General features: G+C 71.0%; 6 protein-coding genes. 3 read left to right on the plus strand and 3 right to left on the minus strand.

Annotation, left to right across the window (positions count from 1 at the left end):
- Positions 1–41 precede the first annotated feature (41 nt).
- From ABT015_RS01895 to ABT015_RS01905, 3 genes are all read right to left on the minus strand, one after another.
- Positions 42–797 (minus strand): amino acid ABC transporter ATP-binding protein, encoded by a 756-nt coding sequence (locus ABT015_RS01895; RefSeq protein WP_350875640.1) that lies wholly within the window; start codon positions 795–797, stop codon positions 42–44.
- Positions 794–1615, minus strand: a complete 822-nt coding sequence (locus ABT015_RS01900; RefSeq protein ID WP_350875703.1) for an amino acid ABC transporter permease — start codon at positions 1613–1615, stop codon at positions 794–796. Before ABT015_RS01900 ends, ABT015_RS01895 begins: the two co-directional genes overlap by 4 nt.
- Before the next feature lie 146 nt (positions 1616–1761).
- The gene (locus ABT015_RS01905; protein WP_350875642.1) at positions 1762–2655 is read right to left on the minus strand and encodes an ABC transporter substrate-binding protein; all 894 of its coding nucleotides are present in this window, start codon (positions 2653–2655) and stop codon (positions 1762–1764) included.
- A 543-nt stretch (positions 2656–3198) separates the two neighbouring features.
- Between ABT015_RS01905 and ABT015_RS01910 the strand changes: the two genes are divergently transcribed.
- Genes ABT015_RS01910 through ABT015_RS01920 form a run of 3 tightly spaced genes read left to right on the plus strand, consistent with a single transcriptional unit; the run spans position 3199 to position 6427 of the window.
- The gene (locus ABT015_RS01910; RefSeq protein WP_350875644.1) at positions 3199–4599 is read left to right on the plus strand and encodes a DUF6421 family protein; all 1401 of its coding nucleotides are present in this window, start codon (positions 3199–3201) and stop codon (positions 4597–4599) included.
- Positions 4596–5354 (plus strand): SDR family NAD(P)-dependent oxidoreductase, encoded by a 759-nt coding sequence (locus ABT015_RS01915; protein WP_350875646.1) that lies wholly within the window; start codon positions 4596–4598, stop codon positions 5352–5354. Before ABT015_RS01910 ends, ABT015_RS01915 begins: the two co-directional genes overlap by 4 nt.
- A complete protein-coding gene (locus ABT015_RS01920) occupies positions 5351–6427 on the plus strand; it encodes a threonine aldolase family protein (protein ID WP_350875705.1) in 1077 nt (358 codons plus the stop codon). The genes ABT015_RS01915 and ABT015_RS01920 overlap by 4 nt, the downstream gene beginning before the upstream one ends.
- Positions 6428–6696 lie beyond the last annotated feature (269 nt).

Below are 6696 nucleotides of genomic sequence, written 5' to 3' on the forward strand. Positions count from 1 at the left end.
GTGCGGCCACCGGGCACACGCTCCGCCGCCCCGGCCGGGGCTCAGCCCGCGAGCCGCCCCGAGGCGACGACCCGGCTGAGGAACCGTCGCGTCCGCTCCTCCCGAGGATCGCCGAACACCTGCTCCGGCGGCCCCTGTTCGAGCACCACCCCGTCGTCCAGGAAGCAGACCTGGTCGGCCACCTCGCGCGCGAACCCCATCTCGTGGGTGGACAGGACCATCGTCATGCCCTGCTCCTTGAGGTCGCGCACCACCGAGAGCACCTCCCCGACCAGGACCGGGTCGAGCGCCGCGGTGATCTCGTCGAGCAGCAGCAGCCGGGGCCCGGTGGCCAGCGCCCGCACGATGGCGACGCGCTGCTGCTGCCCTCCGGAGAGCCGGTCCGGGTACTCCTTCGCCTTGGCCGCCAGCCCGAGCCGGTCGAGCAGCCCCAGCGCCTCCGCCTCCGTCTCGGCCCGCCCCCGTCCGTGCACCCGGCGCGGGGCGAGCGTGATGTTCTCCAGCACGGTCAGGTGCGGGAACAGGTTGTAGGACTGGAACACCACGCCGATCCGGCGGCGGACGGCGTCCTGGTCCGTGCGCGGGTCGGTGATCTCCTCCCCGTCCAGGAAGACGGCCCCGTCGTCGATCCCCTCCAGCAGGTTGACGCACCGCATCAGCGTGGACTTGCCGGAGCCGGACGCCCCGATCAGTGCCGTCACCGAGTGTTCGGGCACGGCGAACCCCACGTCGCGCAGCACCACCTGGCCGCCGAAGGTCTTGCGCACGGACTCCAGCCGGAGCACGTCCCCGCTCACACCGCACCTCCCTGGAACTGCCGACGGTTCGTCCGCGCGGTCAGCCAGTCGGCGAACCGCGTCAGCGGAATGGTCAGCACGATGAACACCAGCCCCGCCACCAGGTACGGCGTGAAGTTGAACGACCGGGCCGCGATGATCTTGGCCGCGTACACCGCGTCGATCGCCCCGCCGATCGAGACCAGCCCGGTGTCCTTCTGCAGGCTGACCAGGTTGTTCAGCAGTGGCGGCACCACCCGCCGCACGGCCTGCGGGAGCACCACGTACCGCATCGCCTGCGCGTTGGTGAGCCCGAGCGACCGGGCCGCGGCCCGCTGGCTGGGGTGCACCGACTCGATGCCGGAGCGGAACACCTCCGACACGTACGCGGAGTACGTCAGCACCAGCGCCGCCCCGCCGAGCACCAGCGGATCGGTGGTCACCCCGCCGAGCCGCAGCGCCGGCACCCCGGTGATCATCACCAGCAGGCAGATGATCATCGGCAGCCCGAGGAAGAAGTCCACGTACGCGGTGGCCAGCAGCCGCACCGGCAGGAACACCGGCCCGCGCAGCGTCCGCAGCACCGCGAGCAACAGGCCGAACACCAGGATCAGCGCGCCGCAGCCGAGCATCAGCTCCAGGTTGAGCCGCAGCCCCTTCAGCACCTCGGGCAGCGCCTGGCGGGCGTAGTCGGCGTTGAAGAAGGTTTTCCGAGTCACCTCCCAGCCGGGGGAGTTGACGACCAGCAGGTAGAGCGCCACCGCCGTGGCCAGGGTCGACCCGGCGGCCATCAGCGCCGACCGGCGGGCCCGGCCGCGCCGGTACGCCTCGTGCGCCAGCCGCCGTTCGGACGGGCGGTAGCCGTCGTCGTCCCCCTTGCCCCCGCCGCCGTCGAGGCCCTTCTCGTCGCGCCCCTCCCCGTCTCGGCCCTCCGCGTCTCGGCCCTTGGCGACCGACGCCGGACCGGCCGCCACCGCGTCGCCGCTCACTTGAGCACCGGTGCCGAGACGGCGTCGGAGAGCCACTGCTTCTCCAGCTTCGCGAGCGTGCCGTCGGAGCGCAGCGCGTCCACCGCCCGCGACACGCAGCCGGTCAGCTTCGAGCCCTTGTCCAGCACCAGACCGAACTGCTCGCTCTTCGACGCCCCCTCGAACTGGCCGACCACCTGCGCCTGCGGCACCTCGGCGCCGGTGATGTAGAAGGCCGTCGGGAGGTCCACCACGAGCGCCTCGATCTGCCCGTTCTTCAGCGCGGCCTTCGCGAGGTCGTTGGAGTCGAACACGGCCGGCTGGACACTCGGCTTGATCGTGTTGGTGATGGTGTCGAGGCTGGTGGTGCCGACCTGCGCGCCCAGCTTGGCGCCCTTCAGGTCCGCGATGCTCTTCGCGCCCGCCGCCTTGGAGTTCTTCAGCGCGATGACGGCCTGGCGCACGTCGTAGTAGCCGGAGGAGAAGTCGACGGCCTGCTTGCGCTCGTCACTGACGGACACCTGGTTGACGTCGAAGTCGAAGTCCTTGGCCCCGGGCGAGGTGGCCTTGCCGAACGGCGCGACCACCCAGCTGACCTTCTCCCTGGGGTAGCCCAGCTTCTCCGCCACCGCGAAGGCCACGGCGGACTCGAACCCCTTGCCGTTCTCCGGCTTGTCCTCCGTGAACCACGGGTCGTACGCGGGCTTGTCGGTGCCGACGGTCAGCGTCCCCGCCGTCCGGGTCGCCAGCGCTCCCGGCGCGCAGCCCGCGGCGGTACCGGCCGCACCCGGGGAGCCCGAGGCGGCGGCCCCGTCGGACTTGGCGTCCTGCGGCGCGCACGCGGTCAGCGCGGCGGCCGCGGCGAGCAGCGCGGCGAGGGGCAGAGCGGCGGACGGCTTGCGGATGGTCATGGCAGGGCTCCAGTGAGGAAGGGCCGGGCGGGGCAGGAGATGCGAAGGGCCGGGCGGGGCAGGGGAAGGGAAGGCGACGGGCGGGGCAGGGGAAGGCGACGGAGCGGGCCGGGGCCGGCCGCGGGCCCGGCGGGTCACTTCCCCCGGTGGCGGCGCCGGAACACACACGGCATGGTCGGCGTACGGGCCCGCGTCCGCGGCGCCCTCCGAGCCGAATCAGCGACAGCGGCGGCAGAGGCCGCGCACGCGACAGCAGGCGTGACAACAAGAGGGCGCCCGGAACAGGCCGATGTGGCACTCGGTCACCGTGATCACCGCCGGGAGCATGGCGGGAGGTTCGCATTCCGACGGCGCGTCTGTCCAGAGCATCCAGATCCCTGTCCACATGGCGGACGCCCGGTCGGCGGGCCCGCGCCGCAGGGCCTCGCGAGGGCCTCGGCGGAGCCACGCCGGAGCTTTGTCGGTTGCGACCCCCTTGAACAGGAGAACCTTTCGTACTTATGGTGTCTCCGTTGAAATAACTCCTGTCGAAGTGAGTCCCCGATGCAGAATCTTTCGCCAAGGCTCGCTGCGGCGGCCGACGCCCCGGTCTCGAACCTCGCCGGCCACCCGGCCTGGCTGCGTCTGAAGGAGGCCGTCGAGACGCTGCGCCCGCTGCAGTCCAAGGACGGCTCGATCGACCTGTCCGCAGTCCAGCGGCACACCGTCGACCCGCTGGTGGCCACCGTCCGCGCCGCCGTCGAGGAGCTCGCCCCGCTGTTCCCGCACGACGCCGCCTACCTGGCCGCCGTCGACGCGGACCTGGCCAAGTGGGCCGACACCGGCTTCCGGGAGCCCGACTTCCTGGACTCGCTGCTCGCCTTCCACCCCGCCGACCAGCGCGAGGACGGCCTGGAGCACCTCGTCGTCTTCCCGATGTACACGCAGAACGGCAACCCGAACCGCAACCTGGAAGCCGTCCTGCTGAGCGTCGTGTGGCCCGACTGGCTGGCCGAGCTGGAGCGGACCCGCTTCGACAACCCGATGTTCGTGCCGATCACCTTCACCGACTTCACGGCCGGCTACGACACCAACTCCGCCGTCCTCTTCCCCGAAACGGTCGCCGTGCGCAAGGCGCCGGAACGTTTCACCTGGGGCGGTATCTTCTGCGACCGCGAGGCCGCCCGCTTCCGCGCCGTCACCACCAGCGCCGTCCAGCAGCTCGGCCTGGAGATCCCGGCCGACGCCGAGGGCCTGCTCAAGGACCAGGACCGCGCGCAGGAGACCTTCGTCCTGTGGGACCTCGTCCACGACCGCACCCACAGCCACGGCGACCTGCCGTTCGACCCCTTCATGATCAAGCAGCGCAGCCCGTTCTGGATGTACGGCCTGGAGGAGCTCCGCTGCGACCTCACCACCTTCAAGGAGGCGGTGAAGCTGGAAGCCGAGGGCAACGCGCACGCCCGCGACGTCCAGTACGCGGTCCTCTTCGACCGCCTGTTCCGCTTCCCGGTCAGCGGCGACCGCGTCCGCAACTACGACGGCATGGGCGGCCAGCTGCTCTTCGCCTACCTGCACAAGCACGACGCGCTGCGCTGGCGCGACAACCGCCTCAGCATCGACTGGGACCGGGCCCCGCAGGTCACCAACGAGCTCTGCGCCGAGATCGAGACCCTCTACCGCGACGGCATCGACCGGCCCAAGCCGGCCCACTGGATCGCCGCCTACCAGCTGGTCTCCCGCTACCTCACCCCGCACCCCGCCTCCACCTGGGCGAAGGGCCCCGAGGCGCTGCCGCTCGACATCACCGACGGCAAGGCCCTCAACAAGGCGCTGTGCGACGCGGTGCTCCCGGACGAGTTCCCGCTGAGCATGTTCTACGAGGCCTTGTCCAAGAAGCTCGGCGGCGTCATCGCCGCCACCGCCGGCATCACCGGCACCGGTATCCAGGGAGCCGCCGCGTGACCACGACCACCAAGTCCCCGCTGACCGGCAAGGTCATCGCCGTCGCCGGAGCCAGCGGCCCGGCCGGCCAGGCGGTGCTGCGCCGCCTCACCGCCGACGGCGCCACCGTGATCGGTGCCGACATCGACGCCCAGCGCCTCGAGTCCGCGCTGGACGCCACCCGCATCGCCGTGCGCGGGGCCAAGGTCAGCGGACAGGTGATCGACCTGCTCGACCCGCAGGAGGTCCACGACTGGGCCGACCACCTGGAGGCCGAGCACGGCCACGTCGACGGTCTGTTCCACCTGGTCGGCGGCTGGCGCGGTAGCAAGACCTTCTTCGACACCCGCCTGGACGACTGGGACTTCCTGCACGACACCGTCGTGCGCACCCTCCAGCACACCTCGCTGGCCTTCCAGCCCGCCCTGGTCCGCAGCTCCGCCGGCCGCTACGCGATGATCTCCGCCGCCGCGGCCCACAAGCCCACCGCCGGCGGCGCCGCCTACGCGGCCGCCAAGGCCGCCACCGAGGCCTGGACCCTCGCCATGGCGGACTCCTTCAAGAAGGAGACCACCGCCCCCGACGGCGAGCCCACCGCGGCGGCTGCGATCCTGGTCATCAAGGCGCTGGTCAGCCCCGAAATGCGGGCCGAGAAGCCGGAGGCGAAGTTCGCCGGCTTCACCGACACCGCCGACCTCGCCGGACACCTGGCGGGCCTCTGGGACCGCCCCGCAGCAGAACTGAACGGACAGCACCTGTGGCTGACAGCCCGATGACCGACCTCACCCGTACGGACGCGGTACGGCGGCACGACCCCGCCGTCCGCGGCTTCGCCAGCGACAACTACGCCGGCGTGCACCCGGAGATCCTCGCCGCGATAGCCCTCGCCAACGGCGGCCACCAGATCGCCTACGGCGAGGACGACTACACGGCCCACCTCCAGGACGTCTTCCGCCGCCACTTCGGCGACAAGGCCGAGGCCTACCCCGTCTTCAACGGCACCGGCGCCAACGTGGTCGCCCTCCAGGCGCTGCTCCCGCGCTGGGGCGCCGTGGTCGCCGCCGAATCCGCTCACATCAACGTGGACGAGGGCGGCGCCCCGGAGAAGATGGGCGGTATCAAGCTGCTCACCGTCCCCACCCCGGATGGCAAGCTCACCCCCGAGCTGCTCGACCAGCAGGCCTGGGGCTTCGGCGACGAGCACCGCGCACAGCCGCTCGCGGTCTCCATCACCCAGAGCACCGAGCTCGGCACCCTCTACACCGCCGACGAGATCCGCGCGATCACCGAGCACGCCCACCAGCTCGGCATGCTCGTCCACGTCGACGGCTCCCGCCTGGCCAACGCCGCCGCGGCGCTCGGCCTGCCGCTGCGCGCCTTCACCACGGACGTGGGCGTCGACGTGCTGTCCTTCGGCGGTACGAAGAACGGCCTGCTGTTCGGCGAGGTCGTGGTGGTGCTCAACCCCGAGCGGGTGCGGAACATCAAGTTCCTGCGCAAGACCTCGATGCAGCTCGCGTCGAAGATGCGCTTCCTCTCCGTCCAGTTCGAGGCGCTGCTCTCCGGCGACCTCTATCTGCGCAATGCCGGGCACGCCAACGCGATGGCGAGCCGGCTGGAGGCGGCCGTCCGCGGGATCGACGGCGTCGAGATCGTGCGCCCGGTCCAGGCGAACGCGGTGTTCGCGATCCTCCCGCGCGAGGTGAGTGAGCGGCTGCAGAAGCACTACCGCTTCTACTTCTGGAACGAGCACACCGGCGAGGTGCGCTGGATGTGCTCGTACGACACCACGGAGGCCGACATCGACGGCTTCGTGGCGGCCATCGCCGAGGAGATGGGCCGCGTCTGACGGCGCCTGAACAGCGGATCGCCCCTGCCCGGGACCCTGGGCAGGGGCGATTTGCATGTGGCGGTCCTGTCCCCGTACAGTTCCGGAGTCGCCGCGAGAGAGCGGGGGCAAGTGGAAAGCGAATTCCGATGAATGAGACTCCGGAAAACGGAGCGGAAAACATCTGATAGGCTTGAAACACGAAAGAACGAAGCGCCCGGAGGGCCCGCTGGAAGGCGGTCTGAAGGAAGTGTCCGTTCCTTGAGAACTCAACAGCGTGCCAAAAGTCA

The sequence above is a fragment of the Kitasatospora sp. NPDC094016 genome (assembly GCF_040304045.1).
Lineage (GTDB): Bacteria > Actinomycetota > Actinomycetes > Streptomycetales > Streptomycetaceae > Kitasatospora.

Coding starts and splice junctions, on each gene's coding strand:
- ABT015_RS01910 (WP_350875644.1), top strand. CDS start 3,199: ATGCAGAATCTTTCGCCAAGGCTCGCTGCGGCGGCCGACGCCCCGGTC.
- ABT015_RS01920 (WP_350875705.1), top strand. CDS start 5,351: ATGACCGACCTCACCCGTACGGACGCGGTACGGCGGCACGACCCCGCC.
- ABT015_RS01905 (WP_350875642.1), bottom strand. CDS start 2,655: ATGACCATCCGCAAGCCGTCCGCCGCTCTGCCCCTCGCCGCGCTGCTC.